18 protein-coding genes are annotated in these 17,602 nt (G+C 48.0%); all 18 read left to right on the forward strand.

The annotated features are described in order from the left end of the window. Window positions 1–4 precede the first annotated feature (4 nt). A complete protein-coding gene (locus A1sIIB106_RS02740; RefSeq protein WP_095677280.1) occupies window positions 5–373 on the forward strand; it encodes a DUF3040 domain-containing protein in 369 nt (122 codons plus the stop codon). A gap of 197 nt (window positions 374–570) precedes the next feature. After that, entirely contained in the window at window positions 571–1,002 is a 432-nt protein-coding gene (mraZ, locus tag A1sIIB106_RS02745; RefSeq protein WP_095677281.1) for a division/cell wall cluster transcriptional repressor MraZ, read from the forward strand. A gap of 210 nt (window positions 1,003–1,212) precedes the next feature. Continuing rightward, on the forward strand, window positions 1,213–2,169 hold the full coding sequence (rsmH, locus tag A1sIIB106_RS02750) for a 16S rRNA (cytosine(1402)-N(4))-methyltransferase RsmH (RefSeq protein WP_095677282.1): 957 nt from the start codon (window positions 1,213–1,215) through the stop codon (window positions 2,167–2,169). Continuing rightward, window positions 2,170–2,613 carry a cell division protein FtsL gene (ftsL, locus tag A1sIIB106_RS02755; protein WP_190277206.1) on the forward strand — a complete coding sequence of 148 codons (444 nt, stop codon included), beginning with the start codon at window positions 2,170–2,172 and terminating at the stop codon, window positions 2,611–2,613. Beyond that, window positions 2,606–4,429 carry a peptidoglycan D,D-transpeptidase FtsI family protein gene (locus A1sIIB106_RS02760; protein ID WP_095677283.1) on the forward strand — a complete coding sequence of 608 codons (1,824 nt, stop codon included), beginning with the start codon at window positions 2,606–2,608 and terminating at the stop codon, window positions 4,427–4,429. Before ftsL ends, A1sIIB106_RS02760 begins: the two co-directional genes overlap by 8 nt. Continuing rightward, window positions 4,429–5,922 carry a UDP-N-acetylmuramoyl-L-alanyl-D-glutamate--2,6-diaminopimelate ligase gene (locus tag A1sIIB106_RS02765; protein ID WP_095677284.1) on the forward strand — a complete coding sequence of 498 codons (1,494 nt, stop codon included), beginning with the start codon at window positions 4,429–4,431 and terminating at the stop codon, window positions 5,920–5,922. The genes A1sIIB106_RS02760 and A1sIIB106_RS02765 overlap by 1 nt, the downstream gene beginning before the upstream one ends. After that, window positions 5,919–7,304, forward strand: coding sequence for a UDP-N-acetylmuramoyl-tripeptide--D-alanyl-D-alanine ligase (locus A1sIIB106_RS02770; protein ID WP_095677285.1), 1,386 nt, complete (start codon window positions 5,919–5,921; stop codon window positions 7,302–7,304). The genes A1sIIB106_RS02765 and A1sIIB106_RS02770 overlap by 4 nt, the downstream gene beginning before the upstream one ends. Then, window positions 7,305–8,363 carry a phospho-N-acetylmuramoyl-pentapeptide-transferase gene (gene mraY / locus A1sIIB106_RS02775; protein WP_095677286.1) on the forward strand — a complete coding sequence of 353 codons (1,059 nt, stop codon included), beginning with the start codon at window positions 7,305–7,307 and terminating at the stop codon, window positions 8,361–8,363. It abuts the gene before it with no gap. Between the two features lie 12 nt (window positions 8,364–8,375). Further along, on the forward strand, window positions 8,376–9,761 hold the full coding sequence (gene murD, locus A1sIIB106_RS02780; protein WP_095677287.1) for a UDP-N-acetylmuramoyl-L-alanine--D-glutamate ligase: 1,386 nt from the start codon (window positions 8,376–8,378) through the stop codon (window positions 9,759–9,761). After that, on the forward strand, window positions 9,758–10,933 hold the full coding sequence (locus A1sIIB106_RS02785; RefSeq protein WP_095677288.1) for a peptidoglycan glycosyltransferase FtsW: 1,176 nt from the start codon (window positions 9,758–9,760) through the stop codon (window positions 10,931–10,933). The genes murD and A1sIIB106_RS02785 overlap by 4 nt, the downstream gene beginning before the upstream one ends. Then, on the forward strand, window positions 10,930–12,012 hold the full coding sequence (locus A1sIIB106_RS02790; protein ID WP_223299513.1) for a UDP-N-acetylglucosamine--N-acetylmuramyl-(pentapeptide) pyrophosphoryl-undecaprenol N-acetylglucosamine transferase: 1,083 nt from the start codon (window positions 10,930–10,932) through the stop codon (window positions 12,010–12,012). The genes A1sIIB106_RS02785 and A1sIIB106_RS02790 overlap by 4 nt, the downstream gene beginning before the upstream one ends. After that, window positions 12,012–13,415 carry a UDP-N-acetylmuramate--L-alanine ligase gene (gene murC, locus A1sIIB106_RS02795; protein WP_095677290.1) on the forward strand — a complete coding sequence of 468 codons (1,404 nt, stop codon included), beginning with the start codon at window positions 12,012–12,014 and terminating at the stop codon, window positions 13,413–13,415. Before A1sIIB106_RS02790 ends, murC begins: the two co-directional genes overlap by 1 nt. A 13-nt stretch (window positions 13,416–13,428) precedes the next feature. Then, the gene (locus A1sIIB106_RS02800) at window positions 13,429–14,115 is read left to right on the forward strand and encodes a cell division protein FtsQ/DivIB (RefSeq protein WP_095677291.1); all 687 of its coding nucleotides are present in this window, start codon (window positions 13,429–13,431) and stop codon (window positions 14,113–14,115) included. A gap of 184 nt (window positions 14,116–14,299) precedes the next feature. Continuing rightward, window positions 14,300–15,430: a cell division protein FtsZ gene (gene ftsZ, locus A1sIIB106_RS02805; RefSeq protein WP_095670996.1), complete on the forward strand. Its 1,131-nt coding sequence runs from the start codon at window positions 14,300–14,302 to the stop codon at window positions 15,428–15,430. Window positions 15,431–15,462: 32 nt separating this feature from the next. Next, the gene (pgeF, locus tag A1sIIB106_RS02810) at window positions 15,463–16,128 is read left to right on the forward strand and encodes a peptidoglycan editing factor PgeF (RefSeq protein WP_095677292.1); all 666 of its coding nucleotides are present in this window, start codon (window positions 15,463–15,465) and stop codon (window positions 16,126–16,128) included. Beyond that, window positions 16,125–16,811 (forward strand): YggS family pyridoxal phosphate-dependent enzyme, encoded by a 687-nt coding sequence (locus tag A1sIIB106_RS02815; RefSeq protein WP_095677293.1) that lies wholly within the window; start codon window positions 16,125–16,127, stop codon window positions 16,809–16,811. The genes pgeF and A1sIIB106_RS02815 overlap by 4 nt, the downstream gene beginning before the upstream one ends. Window positions 16,812–16,820: 9 nt before the next feature. Next, window positions 16,821–17,288 (forward strand): cell division protein SepF, encoded by a 468-nt coding sequence (locus A1sIIB106_RS02820; RefSeq protein WP_095677294.1) that lies wholly within the window; start codon window positions 16,821–16,823, stop codon window positions 17,286–17,288. A gap of 24 nt (window positions 17,289–17,312) precedes the next feature. Next, the gene (locus tag A1sIIB106_RS02825) at window positions 17,313–17,594 is read left to right on the forward strand and encodes a YggT family protein (protein ID WP_095671000.1); all 282 of its coding nucleotides are present in this window, start codon (window positions 17,313–17,315) and stop codon (window positions 17,592–17,594) included. The last annotated feature ends 8 nt before the right edge of the window (window positions 17,595–17,602 follow it).

Genomic DNA, 17,602 nt, shown 5'->3' on the forward strand with positions numbered 1-17,602 from the left:
GCATATGGCACTTTCCGATCGCGAATTACGCTTGCTAGCCGAGATGGAGCAGGCTCTATCAGCTGATGACCCAGCACTCGTCTCTACGCTCTCAGGTACTCGCCGTCGCGGCCCAGGCGCTGCAATTGGTGTGGTCGCTCTCATCGTAGGAATCGCCACTCTCTTTGCCGGTCTAATCGCACAAGTCACCGCCGTCGGCGTCGTCGGCTTTATCTTCGCCCTCGTAGGCGTAATCGTCTTGGCTAATGCGATCTCGGCTGCAGCTAACGGCGCTCGCCAGAGTTCCTTTGCCAAGCGCCCACGCGGTAAAGGCTTTGGAAAGGGCTTCACCCAAGGCTTTGAAGATCGTTGGGATCAGCGCAATAACGGCTAACCGCCGCTAAATCAGACCTACCAAGCCCTCGCTCACGCGGGGGCTTTTTTGCTGTCCAAAATCGGGTGGGGAGGCGTGGGGAGGCGGTGGGGGATAGGTGGCGGAGGGTGGTTGAAAAAGGAGGAAAGTGGAGTAAAGTGGGGGATTAAGCGGGAATTGCCGCTTACAAGAGTCCTCGGGGAAGGGGGTTCGCGAAGATGTTTCTCGGTACCCACGAGCCACGCCTTGATGAAAAGGGCCGCTTAATCCTTCCCGCAAAATTCCGCGAAGAACTCTCTGCAGGTTTAGTAATCACAAAAGGACAAGAACGCTGTCTCTACGTTTTTCCATCTGCTGAATTTGCAACGATCACCGAAACACTGCGCCAGGCACCAGTTACATCAAAGAATGCGCGCGATTACATGCGCGTGATGTTTGCCGGCGCACACGATGAAATTCCTGATCGCCAAGGTCGCGTAACTATTCCTGCAGGACTTCGTACATATGCAGGACTTGAAAAAGAGTGCGTTGTTATCGGCGCAAATACGCGCGTTGAAATTTGGGATAACGCAGCTTGGAACTCTTATTTATCAGATCGTGAAAAGGGCTTTGCCGAGGTTTCAGAGGAGATTTTTCCGGGTCTCTTCTGAGAAAAATTAAAACAACTTAATAAAACAACTAAATAGCAAGTAAAAAACTAAATAGCGCTCTCATCTGTGGCCACCGCCGACCTAAAGCCGGCAGCGACACCCCTTCCCCGGTGTCGCTTTCGTTAGATCCGTCGGCCGGCGGTGACCAGAGATGAGAGATGAAGTTAAAGAAGTAATTGCGAGATAACTAGTTAAGAAAAGGGGGAGTGTATGAACGATGCAAGTACGCAACATATTTCAGTAATGCTTGATCGTTGCATTGAACTACTCTCTCCAACAACTCTGCTAAGCCAATCACCAGTTATCGTTGATTGCACACTTGGTTTGGGCGGTCACACCGAAGCCCTCCTTGAAAAGTTTCCAACCCTTACCGTTATCGGCATCGATCGCGATCCAATTGCTCTAGAGCGCGCATCTGCACGCCTTGCTCGCTTCGGAGATCGCTTCAAACCAAACCACGCAATCTTCGATCGCATCGGTGAAGTTGTTGCTAGCCATGGGTATAAAAGCGTTAATGGAATCCTCTTTGATCTTGGCGTTTCATCCATTCAATTAGATGAGGTAGATCGCGGATTTTCATATTCACAAGATGCACCACTTGATATGCGCATGGATCGTACTCGTGGCATTACTGCATCAGAGATCGTAAATACCTATGCTCCAGGTGCACTGGTAAAGATTCTGCGCACTTACGGTGAAGAAAAGTTTGCAACACGTATCGTTGAAAATATTGTTAAGGCCCGTGCGAAAGCACCTCTTAACTCAACCCAAGAACTTGCCACATTAGTTAAAGAGAGCATTCCTGCTGCAACCCGTCGTACCGGTGGTAATCCAGCGAAACGCACCTTCCAGGCCCTGCGAATTGAAGCCAATGACGAGCTCGGTGCAATCACGCGCGCGATACCCGTTGCCCTTGATCTCTTAATGGTTGGGGGACGCGTAGTCGTTCTCTCCTTCCAATCTTTAGAAGACCGCATCGTTAAAGAGATATTTGTTGAGCGTTCGACTTCAAAGACGCCACGCGATCTTCCAGTTGATCTCCCTGAATTTGCTGCGAAGTTTGCACTTGTTTCCAAATCAGGTGAAACACCTTCTGATCAAGAGTTAGCTAACAATCCGCGTTCGGCATCGGTTCGTTTACGTGCGATCGAAAGGTTGGCTGCTTAAATGGCACTTACCCAGACGATTGCAACTCGCACCCCACGCGCTCCACGCCAGAAGCTCTCTGAGAAGTCAGCGGAAGTCTTCTTAAAGTTAGTACCAAATGTTTCTGATGGCGCTCAAGCTACTCATCGCTTCTTTGCAACCTTCTTATCAGCAGTTGCCGGTATCGGTTTGCTGCTCTTGCTCGTTGTAAATATTTTGCTGGCACAAGATGCCTTCACGCTCTCAGAGTTAAAGGCTGAAGCCAAGATCGTTGCAGATCAACGTGAGGCGATTAACCGCCAGATTGATCTCGCATCATCGCCAGAAGCGCTAGCTAAGAAAGCAGCCGAGCTCGGAATGCGCCCATCTGAATCTCCCGTATTTCTAAACCTGGCACCTGTTGCAGACGCCGCGAATTCTAAATTAACTAATGAAACTACTAATGGAGATGTAGCCCGTGGGTAATTTAAATCTGGCCGCATCTCGCATCCGCATACTCATCGTCTTTATCTTGATCTTCTTCCTACTATTTGCGGCGCGCTTGATTCAAATCCAGGCGATCCAAGCCAGCGACTATCGCGCTAAAGCTGCCAATGAGATGGAGTCAACGCGTGCCATCCCAGCTGCGCGCGGTGAGATAACCGATATAAATGGCGTTGCCTTTGCACGCAGCGTCTCAGCGATAAATATCGTCGTTGACCAAACTTTGATTACCGATGCACCTGCCAGTGCGAATTTTGCTGCGCCAATCCTTGGAATGACAGTTGCGCAAGTACAGAGCGCGATATCTGGAACAAAGCGTTATTCGATGGTTGCTCGAAATGCGAAGCCTGCGATTTGGCGCACCTTAAGCGATTCCATCGATGCTCATAATGCAGCGCTATCGAAAGAGAATTTCGATAAGCGAATTCTAGGTTTCTTCGCCGAGCGCAACTACATCCGCGAGTATCCATCTGGCTCTCTTGTCTCCTCTCTTGTCGGTTTTGTTCGCCAAGATGGAATCGGTGCTACTGGACTTGAATCAAGTATGAACTCACTGATTTCCGGAACCGATGGACGTTATTCATATGCGCGTGGCTTAGGTGCCGAAATTCCTGGTTCACAGAATGAAATAGTTGCGGCAAAGAAGGGCACAACGGTTCGTTTAACTATCGACCGTGATGTGCAGTGGGTTGCAGCGCAAGCTATTCAAGAAGCGGTTTCCAAATCTCGTGCAACTAGCGGAACAGTAATTGTCATGGATCCAAAGACTGGCCATATTTTGGCGCATGCGACTGCTCCAACATTTGATCCAAATAACACTAAGACGGTTTCTCAATCACTGATGCGAAATCCATCGGTACAAGATGTTTATGAGCCTGGTTCAACTGGAAAGATTATGACTCTGGCTGCTGCGCTTGAAGAAGGGAAGATAACTCCAGAGACGGTTCTATCTGTTCCGTACTCAATCAAGCGCGGGGGAGATACCTTCCACGACCATGAGCGCCATCCAGTTCAGCATCTAACAACCTCTGGAATCTTGGCAGTTTCCTCAAATACTGGAACTATAAAAATTGGCGAAATGCTTTCAAACGAAAAGTTGCACAACTATTTAACTAAATTTGGAATCGGCGTATCAACGGGATCTGGTCTACCTGGTGAATCTAAAGGGTTATTCCGCCCTGTCAGCGATTGGTCTGGAACTACAGCGCCAACTGTTGCTTTTGGTCAGGGATACTCGGTTACAGCAATGCAGGCAACTAGCATCTTTGCAACTATCGCAAATGATGGTGTTCGCGTTTCTCCAACTGTTATTGCAGGCACTAGCGACACAACTGGGAAATTTACCGTTGCTGCAGATCGCACCAGTGAGAGAGTAGTTAGCGCAAAGACAGCACAACAGGTTCGCTTGATGATGGAATCAGTTGTTTCAGGACACGGAACCGCGCCAAGTGCGGCGATTCCCGGATATCGAGTGGCAGGTAAAACTGGAACTGCCGAACGTTACAACGTTGATTGTGGTTGCTACAGCGGATACACCGCATCATTTATTGGCTTTGCCCCTGCTGATGCTCCAAAGTATGTTGTTAGCGTGACTATTCAAGATCCAAAGGGCTCGTACTACGGAGGCTCACTCGGTGGTCCAGTATTTAAAAAGGTTATGACATTTGTATTGCAAGCAGAGCATGTTGCACCAACTGGAACAAAAGTTCTTCCAGTAGCGCTAACCCAAGCAGAGCTTCGCCAGAAAGAGCGTCGCGAAACTGCGGCGACCGCACAGGCGAGTTTAAAGAGCAGATAATGCGCCCATTTAGCCAGAGCACTTTAAAGTTATCGAAAGTCGCTGGTGCTGTCACTGCAACTTGTGAATTAAGCGAAGCGGAACTTTCTAAGATAGAAATTTCCGGCCTCACTCATAACGATTATCAAGTAGAACCCGGAGATCTCTTTATTGCGATTCCGGGTGCCAATCGCCATGGTGCAGAGTTTGCGATGAGCGCAGTAAGTAAAGGCGCGGTAGCGATTTTGACCGATAGCGCAGGAGCCGCTTACGTTAAGGGAACCCCTGTTCTAGTTGTGGAAGATCCGCGCCGCGTTGCGGGCAATATCGCTGCTCTGCTCTACAACGAGCCAATGCGCGATCTATCGAGTATCGGAATTACCGGTACAAATGGCAAGACGACTGTTTCTACTTTGATTTATCAAATATTCGAAGCAGCTGGTCGCGATTGTGGGCTAATCGGAACTATCGAAACCCGTATCGGAAAAGATGCCATCGAAAGTTCGCGGACAACACCTGAAGCCACGGATTTGCAAGCGCTCTCGGCGGTAATGCGCGAGCGACATATGCGACATCTAGTCATGGAAGTATCTAGCCATGCCATGGTCTTACATCGCATGCAAGGCGCACATTTTGCCTTTGTCGGTTTCACAAACTTGACTCAGGATCACTTAGATTTTCATGGAGATATCGAGAGTTACTTTGCAGCCAAAGCCAAGTTGTTTACCTACGAATTTGCAGATCAAGCCGTTATCAATATAGATAGCAAGTATGGCGCGCAGTTGGCGTCAACAACTGAACTTCCGGTTATCTCTCTATCTCGACTAAATCCACAAGCTACTTGGCACTTTACAGATATTGATACATCTGGAAAGCATGTTCACTTTAAAATCCGTGGCTCTGGCGGAATGCTTATTGAATCCTCAACAAAACTTCGCGGTGGCTATAACTTGGATAACCTTTTAATGGCTATCGCTATCGCAGTTGAATCTGGTGTGGATCCAATCGATATTGCAGCCGCTGTTCCGGCGCTATCAGGTGCAGCAGGTCGGCTAGAAGAGGTAAGCGTTGGTCAGAGTTATTCGGCCTTTGTTGACTATGCGCACACTCCTGATGCGGTCGCTAACGTGCTCGAATCAATTCGCGAATTTACATCTGGAAAAGTTATCGCCGTGCTCGGTTGCGGTGGGGATCGCGATTCCTCAAAGCGTCCCTTGATGGGGCAGGCACTTCTCAAGGGTTGCGATATTGCAGTGTTTACCAGTGATAACCCGCGATCTGAAGATCCAAGCCAGATTCTCAAAGAGATGGTTGGTAAGTTAAAAGTTTCTGAGCCAGCGAGAGTAATTGAAGATCGCAAGAGCGCGATTGAGTACGCCGTATCTTTGGCATCACAAGGAGACACAATTGCCATCTTGGGTAAGGGCCACGAACTCGGGCAAGAGATTGCTGGAATGAAATTAGATTTTGATGATCGAAAAGTTTTGGCACAGGCGATTGCAGGTTTGAAATGATTGAATTAAAGGCATCAGAGATCGCCAAGATCGTCGGCGGAGATTTAATCGGCGGTGATATCACCGTCACTGCAGCACCGGTCTTTAACTCCAATCAAGCTACTCAAGGATCAATCTTTCTCGCTCTCGTAGGTGAAAGAACTGATGGCCACAATTACATTTCAGATGCCTTTGCACACGGCAGTGTTCTCGCCTTTGTAACGAAAGAAGTTCCCGAACGCTGCATAGTCGTCAAAGATGTTCTTGCAGCGCTTAACTCACTTGCATCTTATGTTCGCCAGGCGCTACCTGAATTAAAGGTAATTGCGCTAACTGGTTCTCAAGGAAAGACAACAAGTAAAGATCTGCTCCGCCACATCTTGGAAACCGTCGCACCTACCGTGGCCCCGGCTGGAAACTTCAATAATGAACTAGGTGCACCGATCACTTTGTTGCAATGCGACGAGAAAACCAGATTCTGCATCCTAGAAATGGGAGCTCGTCATGTTGGCGATATCGCAAAGTTATGCCAGATGGCCACTCCAGATATTGGAGTTGTTCTCAGAGTCGGAACTGCACACGTTGGTGAATTTGGATCCGAAGAGTTAGTCGCCAAAGCTAAGTCAGAGATGATTTCATCACTAAGCGGCTCTGCGATAGCGGTTCTCGGTCAATACGATCAATACACGCCAGCAATGGCTTCCTTGCACAGCGGCGCAACGGTGACATTTGGTGAGACAACAAGTGCAGATGTTCGAGCCACAGATATTGAAATTCGCGAGGGCCGTCCGCATTTTGATCTAGTAACTCCGGCAGGTCGTGCATCAGTTGGCTTAAGAATTGTCGGAATTCATCAAGTATCGAACGCACTTGCTGCGGCAGCGATCGCAACCAACTTAAATATCTCGATTGATCTCATTGCCGGTGCGCTTTCCACCGCCGAGCTTCACAGCAAGTGGCGGATGGAGATCGCAGAGCTAAATGGACTAGTGCTGATTAATGATTCTTATAACGCAAGCCCTGAGTCGACCGAGGCAGCGCTACGCACTTTGGTGCTCTTTGCTCAAGAACGGGGCGGTCAATCCTGGGCTTTCTTGGGAAAGATGCATGAACTCGGCGCGTCATCACTTCATCACCATTCACGACTTGGCACCCTTGCTTCAGAGTTAGGAATTGACCATCTCGTCTGCGTGGGTTCTCCAGAGTATGCCGCGCAGATTACTGGTTCCAGCGCAATGACAGTTCACCTCCTTGACTCTAAAGAGTTGGCAGATGAGTTAGTTAGTCAGATGAGCCAGGGAGATGTTGTTCTGGTTAAAGCATCGCGCGCAGAGAAGTTTGAGGAAGTTGCAGAGTCAATCACTGAAAAGTGGAATAGCCGTGAAGTTGGGGGAGAGAATTAAATGAGAGAAATTCTGATCGCTGGTGCGATCGCCTTGTTCTTATCTCTCTTTGGAACGCCGGGTTTAATTCGCATACTTGCCCGCCGCGGTTATGGACAGATTATTCGAGATGATGGACCTTCTTCGCATCACACCAAGCGCGGAACGCCAACCATGGGCGGCATCATTATCATTTTCGCAACTGCAGTTGGTTATTTCATCGCCCACGCAATTTCGCGAAACACAGTTAGCACCTCAGCGCTCTTAGTTCTTGGTTTAATGGCAGGTCTGGGATTTGTTGGATTCTTAGATGATTGGCTAAAAGTTTCTCGCCAGAAATCACTTGGCTTAAATGCCAAGCAGAAAATATTCGGGCAGATAGTAGTTGCTGCAACTTTTGCTTACTTAGGTATCAACTTTCCAGATCGTGATGGGCTAACGCCAATCTCACAGAATTTATCAACCGTTCGCGATACCTCAATTACTTTAGGAACTACCTTGGTGATCATCTGGGTCGTCATAATGGTGACCGCTACCAGCAATGGTGTAAACCTCACCGACGGTTTAGATGGCTTAGCAACCGGTGCTGCTGTGATGACATTTATCGCATTCATTTTGATTGGCGTTTGGGAATTTGGTCAAAGTTGCGCGGTATCACCTGGCGCTAACTGCTATCTAGTTCGAGACCCGTTAGATATTGCTGTTCTATCTGCAGCGCTAGCCGGGGCATGTGCCGGATTTCTTTGGTGGAACGCCTCGCCAGCAAAGATCTTCATGGGCGATACCGGTTCGCTAGCACTGGGCGGCGCCCTTGCGGGAATCGCAACAACGCTGCGTATTGAGTTACTACTAATTCCACTAGGTGGCTTATTTGTAATCATTAGCGCTTCAGTGATTCTGCAAGTTGCCTACTTTAAAATCTCAGGTGGAAAGCGAATCTTCAAGATGGCGCCACTGCAACATCACTTCGAATTAATGGGCTGGGGTGAGGTAACAATTGTGCTTCGCTTCTGGATCATCGCTGGCCTTTGCGTCGCAGCTGGCTTAGGGCTCTTCTACGCGCAATGGGTTACGGCATAAGGCCGATAAGAAATGGCTATTAACTTATCGGGCGAGAGTTTTTTGATCCTTGGCGCTGGAGTAACTGGAATAGCAGTCGCCAGATCACTCAGCGCTAAAGGCGCATCAATTCTCTTCGCCGATGACCAGGTTGAAACTGTAGAAGGATTTAAAGTTTCTAAATCAGATCAGGTAAAAGTTGACGGCTTTTCTTTTGTTGTTATCTCACCAGGCTGGAAAGAGAGCCATCCGCTCATCGTTAAGGCGCAAGCCGCTGGCATACGTTTGGTAAATGAGATTGATCTGGCTTGGTCTTTTCGCGCAGAACTTGTTCCTGGTCAAAAGTGGATCGCTTTAACTGGAACCAATGGAAAGACAACAACTGTTGAAATGGCGGCGGCAATGCTGCGCGCAGGTGGGGTTGCAGCCATTGCTTGCGGAAATGTTGGTACGACGGTAATTGAAAGCGTAGAGAGCACTGAAAAGTACGAAGTACTAGTTCTCGAACTCTCATCGTTTCAATTGCACTGGTTAAGAGAAGCAAGTTTTGTGGCGGCAGCGATTTTAAATATTGCAGAGGATCATCTTGATTGGCATGGCACTTTCACCGAGTACGCGCGCGTTAAGGGCTCGATTCTAGATCGCGCATCGACGGGAGTCTTTAACTCTTCAGATTTGGAAGTCGTAAATCAAGCAGCGCACTGGCAAGGACGCAAAGTCTTTTTCTCACTCGACACACCTGCACCTGGTGAAATCGGCGTAGTTGAAGAGTTATTGGTAGATCGTGCATTTGTTAGCGATCCCCAGGAAGCGGCGATGCTTGCAGAGATAGTTGATGTAAAACCTACCGTTCCACACAACGTGGCAAATGCCTTGGCCGCCGCAGGGCTGGTTCGAGCCCTTGGCGTATCTCCAGAAGCAGTTCGCAGCGCTCTACAAAATTTCTCATTGGGAAGACACCGCATCGAAGAAGTCGCAAATACAAATGGGATTTCTTGGGTAAATGATTCAAAGGCTACAAATCCCCATGCCACAGTTGCATCTTTAAACTCAGCGCTATCGTCTATCTGGATCGCAGGTGGTTTGGCTAAGGGCGCCGAGATGCAAGAGCTAATCGCTAAGTGCAAATCAAGAATTAAAGTTGCAATTCTTATCGGTACCGACCGCGAGCTAATCGCCGATGAATTGCGTTCGCAAGCACCAGAAATTGAAATCGTTTACGTCGATGCGCCCAGCACATATCAGCGAGGCGGTAAAGATAATTCACTGATGGAGGCGGTCGTTAAAGCTGCCGCTGAACGCGCTAAGACCGGGGATCGGGTCTTACTCGCCCCAGCTTGCGCATCAATGGATCAATTCATCTCCTACTCCGATCGTGGAGATAGGTTTGCAGCAGCGGTAAAGAAAGTAGTCCAATGAGCGCCCCGGCCAAGTTCTTCGCAAAACCAGTTAACAATTTCTATATCTTGGCAGTCAGCTCACTCGCACTCTCGGTTATCGGTTTAGTGATGGTCTTTTCTGCATCTTCGATCCACTCACTGGATACAAGAGGTAACGCAGTTGCAATCGTTCTGCGTCAAGGCTTCTTCTTCGCGCTATCTATCCCGTTAGCAATCTACCTATCCCAAAGATCGCTAACCCAGTGGCGTTGGTTGGCAAGATTTGGCTTACTAATTTCAGTTGCAATTCTCGCCATCCTGCAGATCCCTGGAGTTGGAAAGACTGTTAACGGAAATACCAACTGGATCGCTCTTCCATTTGTCGATGTGCAGCCAAGTGAAATCTCAAAATTCCTCTTGATTCTCTGGGCGAGCTACTTATTGGCAAATCAAGAGAAGAACGGAAAGACTCGGATTAATGTCTTTGCTCTTATTACTCCGGGATTTATGGTTGTTATCTTCTTAATCTTGTTGGGTCGCGATCTTGGTACGGCATGCGTTGTTGCAGCAATACTCGGCGGATTACTTTTTGTTTCAGGCGTTGAACTTCGCTTGCTAGGTACATTGGTTGCAGCCGGAGCAGTTGTTCTGGCAGCGCTTATTGCAACCGCTGGCTATCGTGCCGCAAGATTTCTTGTTGTACTTGATCCATTCGCAGCAGAGCAGTATAAAAACGCAGGTTGGCAACCAGCACATAGTTTGCTCGGGCTAGCATCTGGTGGAATTTTTGGAGTTGGTCTAGGGGGTAGTCGCCAAAAGTGGGGCAACCTTGCCGAAGCACATACCGACTTTATCTTTGCAGTAATCGGTGAAGAACTCGGGCTACTCGGCACTCTTGCGGTTCTAGCCTTACTTGCAGCGCTGATCTTTTCAATCTTTAAAATCGCGCTTCGTTGCAAAGATCCAATGTCTCGTTATGTTGGCTCTGGAATCGGCTGTTGGATCGCAGTACAGACAGTTCTTAACATTGGTTCAGCAACTAGTGTGCTACCTGTTGTCGGTGTAACTCTTCCCTTTGTTTCCTATGGAGGCTCAGCGCTAACTTCTCTCTATATCGGACTCGGTTACATATTTGGCAGCGCGCTGCGCGATCCTGAAGTTTCCAATGAACTCCAGAAAGCGATAGAACGGCGTAGATTACGCACATCATGAAGATCGTTCTTGCAGGCGGTGGAACTGCTGGCCATGTCGAACCAGCCCTTGCCGTCGCCCGCACCTGGCGCGCAAATCACTCAGGCGATCAGATTGAATTCCTCGGAACTAAATCAGGGCTCGAAAATCAACTAGTCCCTGCAGCAGGATTTAACCTCTCACATATCTCGAAGGTAGTTATTCCCCGCAAAATCTCACTCTCACTCTTTGTCGCACCTACGACATTAACTCAGGCCTTTCTTGAAGCCCGCGCAGTGCTTAAAGGCGCCGATCTTTTAATCGGTTTCGGGGGATATGTTTCTGCACCGGCGTATTTAGCCGCTCGCTCCTTAAAGATTCCGATAGTCATACATGAAGCAAACGCGAAGCCAGGTTTAGCAAATCGCTTAGGCGCACTTTTCACAAACCATCTAGCGGTCGCTCAACCAGTTAAATCAGGAAAGTTGAGCAGGGCGCTAATTACTGGGCTGCCACTGCGTTCTGATGTGTCGAAAGCTCTTCAAGTTAGCGGCAGCGATTGGGCAGCAGCGCGGAGTAAAGCAAAGGCTGCTCTAGGAATGAGTGAAAAGGCACCAGTCATTGCAATCTTCTTTGGCTCCCAAGGCTCGGTAGCGCTCAATAAGGTAATCGCCGATTCTCTCCCTATCTTTGAAAAGAATGGTGCACAACTGCTCCACGCAGTTGGCAAATCAAATCAACTTCCCAAAGCTGCACCTAATTACAAACCTGTCTCATATCTCGAAGATATGGCCAGCACTTATCTAGCTGCAGATTTGATTATCGCGCGTAGCGGCGCCGTAACTTGCTCAGAAGTAAATGCGCTCGGAAAATATGCGCTCTTTATTCCACTGCCGATTGGAAATGGCGAACAGAAAGTAAATGCCCGTTTGGTGACCGAACAATCTCGTGGAGAAATCATCGATCAAAGCGAATTCACTTCGCAATGGATTGAAAAGCACCTAGATCGCTTACTTAAGAATTGCGAGATGGCTAGCCCGTCAGGCAACGCTTCTGATTTGCACGCCAGCGAAAAAATCGTGGCTCTTATGGAAGAAGCCTTGAAAGTGAAGGCGAAGTAATGGCAAACGATATTTCGAAATGGTCGGGCAAGCGCCTGCACTTCATCGGTATTGGTGGGGCAGGCATGAGCGGTTTAGCGCGCATTGCTCTCTCGCACGGGATTACAGTTACAGGCTCTGACGCCAAAGATTCAACGGTATTAAGCGCGCTGCAGGCACTTGGAGCGCAGGTTTCGCCAGAGCATAAAGCGAGCCAGGTAGATGGCGCTGACTACATTATTTTTTCAACAGCTATCGGTACAAGTAATGTTGAGTTGATTCGCGCCCAAGAGTTACAGATTCCTGTACTGACGCGTGCGCAGGCGCTAGCAACTTTAATGTCGCAAGATCGCAGCATCGCTGTCGCCGGAACTCATGGCAAGACGACTACTTCATCGATGTTGACTGTTGCGCTGCAATCATGTGGATTGGATCCTTCATTTGCGATCGGTGGCACGTTGACTTCATCAGGATCTAATGCTCATAAAGGAACGGGCGATCTCTTTGTCGCCGAAGCCGATGAATCTGATGGATCATTTATTGAATACCATCCCAATGCAGCGATCGTTACAAATATTGAGCACGATCACGTTGACTTTTTCGCAAAGCCTGAGGATGTAACCAACGCATTTAACTCTTTTGCTGCAACCATTAGTCAAGATGGAGTTCTGGTTTATTGCGCCGATGATGCGGGTTCTGCCGCTTTGGGCAGAGACCCCAAATTGCGCCCTGATCTAAAAGTTGTTTCCTATGGAACTACCGCAGGTAGCGACCTATATATCGATTCAATCAATCTATTGGCGATGGGATCAACGGCGAGAGCGCTTTGGAACGGCCGCTTAGTCGGGACTCTCTCGTTGCAAGTTCCTGGTTTACACAATGTTTTAAATGCAGGCGCAGCTTTAGCGATGGGCCTAGCCCTTGGCGCACCAGCTGCCGAACTACTTGCCGGATTAGCAAGTTTCCATGGCGCCGGGCGTCGCTTTGAGTTAAAGGGAACGGTTCATGGAATTCGCGTAATCGATGATTACGGACACCACCCCACTGAAATTACCGTGACGTTAGAAGCGGCAAAGCGCTATGCCGGTGATGGAAGAGTTCTTGCGATATTTCAACCGCACCGTTATTCGCGAACGCAAGCATTTATGAAGGAGTTCTCAACGGCGTTAGATATAGCCGATGAAGTAATTCTCCTTGAAATCTATGCTGCATCCGAGAAACCTATTACCGGTGTAAGCGCTGCGCAGATCGCATCCGCAATGGAACGCGGCCAATTTATTCCAAACTTTATCGAGGCATCTGACTGGGTTATCGAAAATGCAAAACCAGGAGATGTAATCCTGACCCTTGGTGCAGGAGACGTGAACTCACTGGCGCCAATTATCTGCGATGGGCTAGCGCGCCGATTTAACTCACCGGTCTAAAGATCTGAAAAAAATGAAGATAAGCCCCAAAACCGCGCGCATCGCAATCGTCGTCATTCTCATCTTTGGCGCAGGCTCTTACCTTCTAGGTTGGTCTCCACTACTTTCAGTCAGAAGTGTTGAAATAATTGGGGCGCCGACTAAAGAGAGTCAACTTGCAATCTCGCGCTCTTTAAATATCGCAGAAGGCGAAAAGTTAGCCAGAGTTGACCCCAGGTCACTCTCGAATCGTTTACGTTCATTTGATTGGATTGAAAGTTCGCAGGTCTCAAGAAATTGGATTAATGGAAGAGTTTCGATTTCGATTACAACACGAACTCCAATCGCTCTATATAGCCAACCAGGTAAACCTCAAGTAGTACTTGACTCTTCAGGAAATACCTTTGCCACTCCGGCAGATATTGAAGAAGGACTTCCGAAGGTAAGCGCCAAATCAGTTGATGGGGGGCTGGCGGCGATTAAAGTCTTTACATCGCTACCTGAAAGCTTCAGCAAAAATATCGATCGCATGAGCGCTGCCCGCAGCGATAACTTCTTAATTTACGGCAGATTTGAAGGACAGGATCTACGAATTATTTGGGGAGATGGCGAAGATACAGATCTGAAGGTTGAGGTAATCGAGGCGCTGTTAAAGCGAGAAGAGAATAAGAATTTACGGATGATTGATGTAAGTGCTCCACATGCTCCTATCGTGAAGTGATGTGAAGATTAAAATTTTTTTAAATATTTACTCGATGTCTTTTCTCTAAATTCGTTGAAAAATTCGTTGAAAAATCTTTGAGTCGGTCTTTGCTTTCGCCTGCTTAACGCCTTACGTTGCCCTTATTACAGAGAGTAGAAATGTAATTCTCAAGTAGAGGTTTACAGTTCTAAAGGGGGATATTGTGGCTGCACCACAGAATTATTTAGCTGTCATCAAAGTAGTTGGAATTGGTGGCGGTGGAGTCAATGCAATTAATCGCATGATTGATGTTGGATTAAAAGGCGTTGAGTTCATTGCAATTAATACCGATGCACAACATCTATTGATGAGCGATGCTGATGTGAAACTAGATATTGGTCGCGCATCAACTAAAGGTCTTGGCGCAGGCGCTGCTCCTGAAAAAGGTCGTCAAGCAGCGATCGATCACACAGAAGATATTGAAGAAATTTTACGTGGCGCAGATATGGTCTTCGTTACAGCAGGTGAAGGTGGCGGTACCGGTACAGGTGGAGCGCCAATCGTTGCAAAGATCGCACGCGATCTTGGTGCGCTAACAATCGGTGTTGTAACTCGTCCGTTCTCATTTGAAGGAAAGATTCGCTCTGCGCAAGCAGATGAAGGAATCGAACTACTCCGTGCAGAAGTAGATACCTTGATAGTTATTCCAAATGATCGCTTACTTGCAATTTCAGATCGCAACATAACTGCAGTCGATGCATTTAAGAGCGCTGATCAAGTTCTTCTCTCCGGCGTTCAAGGAATTACCGAAATCATTACACAACCAGGTCTTATCAACCTTGACTTTGCAGATGTTAAAACAGTTATGACCGATGCTGGTTCTGCTCTTATGGGAATCGGATCTGCGCGCGGTGAAAATCGCGCAACACGTGCCGCAGAACTGGCGATCTCAAGTCCACTACTAGAAGCATCAATTGACGGTGCAATGGGAGTTCTTCTCTCGGTAGCTGGTGGATCAGACCTTGGGCTTTTTGAGATCAACGAGGCTTGCGAACTAGTTCAAGCAGCTGCGCATCCCAATGCCCGCATAATCTTCGGTACAACTATTGATGACGCTCTAGGCGATGAAGTTCGCATTACTGTTATTGCTGCTGGCTTTGATGGCGGAGAGCCAAAGAAGGTTTCAGTTCCGGTAATTGATAAGGCGAGCCTTTCAGGAATCGCTAATCCAATTCCAAGTAACGATCCAATTTCTGTCGCCCTTGATCTCGATGGCAGCGCACCTCGTAAGCGCGTTACCTTTGAAGATCTCGTTGCTGAAGATGAGATCGACGTTCCCGACTTTATGAAGTAATTAGCTCCACTCCAAAGGCGAGTGAGCTAACTATGGGAACCTTCTTTACCGATCGCTTAGGTGGCAACAGTTCTGGTGAATTTGCATCCCTTAACTTGGGAGACCATGTTGGGGATACTCCGGAGGTAGTTACCAGCAATCGCGCTTTGATTGCCGCAAGATTTGGACCCACTCAATATATGAACCAAGTCCATGGCAATCGCGTTGCGATCATCGAAGAAGTAACTGACGAAATTCCAACTGCGGATGCGCTAGTTACGGGAATTCCGGGAGTAACTCTTGCGGTCATGGTTGCCGATTGCATTCCACTCTTACTTAAATCTAAGGAAGCCGTTGCGGCAGTTCATGTTGGTCGTAAAGGTTTACTAAATCGAGTGGCCGAAAAAGCGATAGATGTAATGCGCGAGATTTCCGATGCCCAGGTTACAGCGATTATCGGCCCCGCTATTTGTGGCAAATGCTATGAAGTCTCAAAAGAAATCTTTAGCGAAGTGGCTGCAAGCCATCCAGAGAGCGCTAGCCAAACCCCATCCGGAACTCCTTCTCTGGATCTAATCTCTGCCCTCATCTCAGATCTTCAAAAATTGGGGATAAAAGATATTGATAACCAAAGTCGTTGCACCTTAGAACACGGAGATCTCTACTCTTATAGGCGAGATGGAGCCACTGGGCGCCAAGCAGGGTTGGTCTGGCTATGACTGAACGCCGTGAATTTATAAGCAACTCACTACAAGATGTGAAGTCACGAATTGCTAGCGCCGCCCATTTGGCTGGTCGCGATCTTGCCGAGATAACTTTGATCGCTGTTACAAAAACCTATCCGGTATCTGATGTTCAAATTCTTCGCGATCTTGGCGAAGGAAATTTTGGTGAGAATCGAACCGAAGAAGGCGCAGTGAAATCCTTAGAGGTACCTGGGATTTGGCATTATCAAGGACAAGTGCAGAGTCGAAAATTACGTGAGATCGCTTCTTGGGCCAATGTGATTCATTCCTTAGATCAAATCAGTCATATCGAAAAGTTAAACCGCATCTGCGAAGAGCTAGATAAGAAAATTAGCGTCTTTATCCAACTCTCTCTAGATGGCGCACCCGATAGAGGGGGAGTAGTTGAGCAAGAACTGGCAGGCCTTGCCGATGTAGTTGCTACAAGTTCGGCGCTAGAACTCAAAGGGTTGATGTGCGTTCCCCCAGTTGAGTATGAACATCAACTCGCCTTCGCCGAGGTCGCGCAAATTCACCAACGTTTTATCAGCCGATTCCCAAGCGCAAAATCACTATCTGCTGGCATGAGTTCTGACTTTGAAATTGCCATCGCCCATGGCGCGACACATATTCGGATAGGTAGCCAAATCCTCGGTTCGCGGACCTATCACCCCTAACCTTTACCTATGTCTGCACTCAATAAAATGATGGGCTACCTCGGTTTGGTAGATACCGATGAAGAAGCTCAACAACAAGAAGCAACTCCAGTTCGCAACACTGAACGTCCAGCACGCGAGATCGCACGCCCATCTCGTGATCGCGCTGGCGTAACCGTCGTTGGTTCAACTGTGGCAGCTGCTCCAGCTCAAGAGTCGAATTACCACATCATCACTTTGCAACCACGTTCATACTCTGAAGCCCGCAAAATGGGCGAGCACTACCGCGAAGGTAATCCAGTCATCATCAATCTCGATGACATGGAAGAGAGCGAACGTAAACGTCTAGTCGACTTCGCAAGCGGACTTGTATTTGGTCTACACGGACGTATCGAACGCGTTAGCCATAAAGTCTTCCTTCTCTCACCTGCAAATGTAAATGTAAGCAGCGAAGATAAGACCGCTGCAGCACAGGCAAGTTTCTTTAACCAGAGTTGATTTAAGAACCTTCCCTCTCAGTTAATGATTACTTCACTCCTGCTCACGCTACTTGATCTCTTCAAGTATGCACTTTTCATTCGCTTAATTGTTGACTACGCCAGAATTTTTGCACCAAATTGGCGCCCTAAATCTTTCTTGATCGCCTTCTTCGAATTGATTTATTCAATAACCGATCCGCCAATGAAATTTGTTGGTCGCTTCGTGCCACCGCTGCGTTTAGGTGGAGTAGCAATTGATCTTTCATTTATCGTTCTCTTGATCGGCATTAGCCTGGCCAAGAGCATCATCATCGTCGTACTTTAGATCTAACT

Source organism: Candidatus Planktophila lacus, assembly GCF_002288325.1.
GTDB classification, from domain to species: domain Bacteria; phylum Actinomycetota; class Actinomycetes; order Nanopelagicales; family Nanopelagicaceae; genus Planktophila; species Planktophila lacus.

Excerpts from the sequence above, each read along its gene's own strand:
- A1sIIB106_RS02740 (WP_095677280.1), top strand. The coding sequence starts at position 5 with ATGGCACTTTCCGATCGCGAATTACGCTTGCTAGCCGAGATGGAGCAG.
- mraY (WP_095677286.1), top strand. The coding sequence starts at position 7,305 with ATGAGAGAAATTCTGATCGCTGGTGCGATCGCCTTGTTCTTATCTCTC.
- murC (WP_095677290.1), top strand. The coding sequence starts at position 12,012 with ATGGCAAACGATATTTCGAAATGGTCGGGCAAGCGCCTGCACTTCATC.
- rsmH (WP_095677282.1), top strand. The coding sequence starts at position 1,213 with ATGAACGATGCAAGTACGCAACATATTTCAGTAATGCTTGATCGTTGC.
- A1sIIB106_RS02770 (WP_095677285.1), top strand. The coding sequence starts at position 5,919 with ATGATTGAATTAAAGGCATCAGAGATCGCCAAGATCGTCGGCGGAGAT.
- A1sIIB106_RS02820 (WP_095677294.1), top strand. The coding sequence starts at position 16,821 with ATGTCTGCACTCAATAAAATGATGGGCTACCTCGGTTTGGTAGATACC.
- pgeF (WP_095677292.1), top strand. The coding sequence starts at position 15,463 with ATGGGAACCTTCTTTACCGATCGCTTAGGTGGCAACAGTTCTGGTGAA.
- A1sIIB106_RS02825 (WP_095671000.1), top strand. The coding sequence starts at position 17,313 with ATGATTACTTCACTCCTGCTCACGCTACTTGATCTCTTCAAGTATGCA.
- A1sIIB106_RS02785 (WP_095677288.1), top strand. The coding sequence starts at position 9,758 with ATGAGCGCCCCGGCCAAGTTCTTCGCAAAACCAGTTAACAATTTCTAT.
- A1sIIB106_RS02765 (WP_095677284.1), top strand. The coding sequence starts at position 4,429 with ATGCGCCCATTTAGCCAGAGCACTTTAAAGTTATCGAAAGTCGCTGGT.
- A1sIIB106_RS02790 (WP_223299513.1), top strand. The coding sequence starts at position 10,930 with ATGAAGATCGTTCTTGCAGGCGGTGGAACTGCTGGCCATGTCGAACCA.
- A1sIIB106_RS02815 (WP_095677293.1), top strand. The coding sequence starts at position 16,125 with ATGACTGAACGCCGTGAATTTATAAGCAACTCACTACAAGATGTGAAG.
- ftsL (WP_190277206.1), top strand. The coding sequence starts at position 2,170 with ATGGCACTTACCCAGACGATTGCAACTCGCACCCCACGCGCTCCACGC.
- A1sIIB106_RS02800 (WP_095677291.1), top strand. The coding sequence starts at position 13,429 with ATGAAGATAAGCCCCAAAACCGCGCGCATCGCAATCGTCGTCATTCTC.
- murD (WP_095677287.1), top strand. The coding sequence starts at position 8,376 with ATGGCTATTAACTTATCGGGCGAGAGTTTTTTGATCCTTGGCGCTGGA.
- mraZ (WP_095677281.1), top strand. The coding sequence starts at position 571 with ATGTTTCTCGGTACCCACGAGCCACGCCTTGATGAAAAGGGCCGCTTA.